Source organism: Corynebacterium sp. HMSC067D03 (assembly GCF_001811185.1).
Lineage (GTDB): Bacteria > Actinomycetota > Actinomycetes > Mycobacteriales > Mycobacteriaceae > Corynebacterium > Corynebacterium coyleae.
Window position 1 is genome coordinate 410 of sequence record NZ_KV803847.1, and the last position, 2,011, is coordinate 2,420.

Sequence of the window (2,011 nt, forward strand, 5' to 3'; positions counted from 1 at the left end):
TAGCGCTGCTCATCCACCACAGACTGGTAGACGCCATCAGCGTTCTCGCCAGGGTACAACACACCATTGCCAGCCTCATTCGGCTGACCAGCCTCATCCTTCGTGCCAGCAAACGCAGCCGCAGCAAACTGCGGAGCAGCAACCGGCTGCGCAAGCGGTGCAACCAACGCAAACGACAACGCAGCCGAAGCAACCGACGTGCCACGACGACGAGCGATATAGTTCTTCTTCATGCAAACGCCCCTTCGAGCGATGTAGTCAAGGATTGGCGTAACAGGGTCTTTTGAGTATTCGATACGCCTGTAACCGTGAAAATTCTACCCAACTTACAAGCACCATTCAGGTGAAACGCACGATTTGAAGGGAGATACCGGCACAATCGCGCTTGCTGTCCGCGTGGCAATCGTCGCTGATAGCTGGTACAAAAACGCAGTTGCCCCGTATTCCCACGATGGGAATACGGGGCAACAGTCAGTTAGCTAGTGCCTAACTTGAACCTACTTCTGCTTCGGAGTAGTCGTCGGCTTCTCCTCCTTGGAGGAACCAGCGTAGGTCTTGCCGGAAGAACCCTTGAGTTCGAGGTCCTTCACGGAAGAGCCACCACCGTTCGGGGAGCAGTTGTCGTAGATGATCATGCCGGCGAGGATGCCAGCGGCGATCAGAGCCAGACCACCTGCAACCGTAGCGAGGTCAGTGCCGTACTGGCCCAGCTTCGCGTTGATTGCGTCCACCTGGGAAGCCAGCTGCGGGTTGAAGATGCCCAGCTGCTGCTGGATCTGGGTGTTGGCGTTCTGGATCTGTGCGTTCGCCTGAGCAGCGAAGTCAGACAGACCCGGGATCTCCAACTGGGTAGCCAGACCAATCGGCAGAAGCGCGATCAGCGGCAGACCGAAGCCGACGGAGGTAGCAACACACTTGGCGGTGTCGATACCGACGGTTGCCTCAGTGCTGTTCTTGTCGCCGTCTTCAACGATGACCTTCTGACCAGGCTTCAGGTCGACGTCAGACGGAACGTTGATCTTCCAGTTGCCATCCTTATCGGTCGTGGTCTCGACGACCTTACCGTTCGGCAGCGTGACCTTGATCGTCTCGTTCGGACGGTCGCCCGTACCGGAGATTTCCTTGTCACCCGGCTTGATCGGCTTGACCTTCGGCGCCTCGTTGTCCGGAACCTGACCCTTATCAGCCGGGTTGGAGCCGCCCTCGATCTCGTCCTTGTTCGAGATGCCATCATCATCGAAGTCGCCGGTCGGATCCAGCAGGGACTTGCCGTCCTTACCAACCAGGTCGAAGCCAGCGTTTGCCTTGTCCATCGAACCACCCGGGTAGGTGAACTCGACATCCACAGAAGGCTTCGCGAACGGGGTGAAGATCTTCACGAACTCATCCCAACGCTTACCCTTCTTCTGCTTCTGAATCTCAGGCAGCTTCTCAGCGATCTTCTCGCCAACCTTCTCGTAAGAAGGAGCCTTCGCCGTGACGACGCCATCCTCACCAGGCTTAACGGCGTCCCCATCCTTCGGACCGAACTCCCAGTCCTCGGAGCCCTCGGACGGAGTACCCGTTGCCTTAGTGCCCTTCGGAGCCTTGGCGTCACCGAACGGGTTGTTCGAGGTCTCGGTCTTACCAGCCTCAACCTTCTTGGCGTCGCGGTAGTTCGGGTTCACGATCTTGACATCGATCTCGCCGATCTTCTTGCCGCCCTTGTCGGTGATGATGACCTTGGCATCCTGCGGATCAGTACCCTCCGGCACCGTGACCTTGATGTTGCCATCCTCATCGATCTCGACCTTGGAGCCCGGGATCTCATTGCCATCCTTATCGACGAGCTTGCCCTTTTCGTCACCAGTCGGGTTCTCAACCTTGCCAACGGGGTGCGGCTCGTTGTTAGCCGGAATCGTCGAGTCTGCACCGTCCGTGTTAACGGACGGGGCCGGAGCCGGAGCATCCGGGTCTGCAACCGTGACAGTCACCTCAGTGGGGTCAGTAGAACCATCCGGATAGGTAACAA

The 2,011-nt window shown here is 57.9% G+C and carries 2 protein-coding genes; both read right to left on the reverse strand.

Going from position 1 to position 2,011, the window contains the following annotated elements; translation table 11 throughout:
- A partial coding sequence (locus HMPREF2785_RS12050; RefSeq protein WP_168164696.1) for a hypothetical protein occupies positions 1–233 on the reverse strand: 233 nt, incomplete at its 3' end.
- A 264-nt stretch (positions 234–497) separates the two neighbouring features.
- On the reverse strand, positions 498–2,011 hold a 1,514-nt coding region (locus HMPREF2785_RS12055; protein ID WP_168164697.1), incomplete at its 5' end, for a hypothetical protein.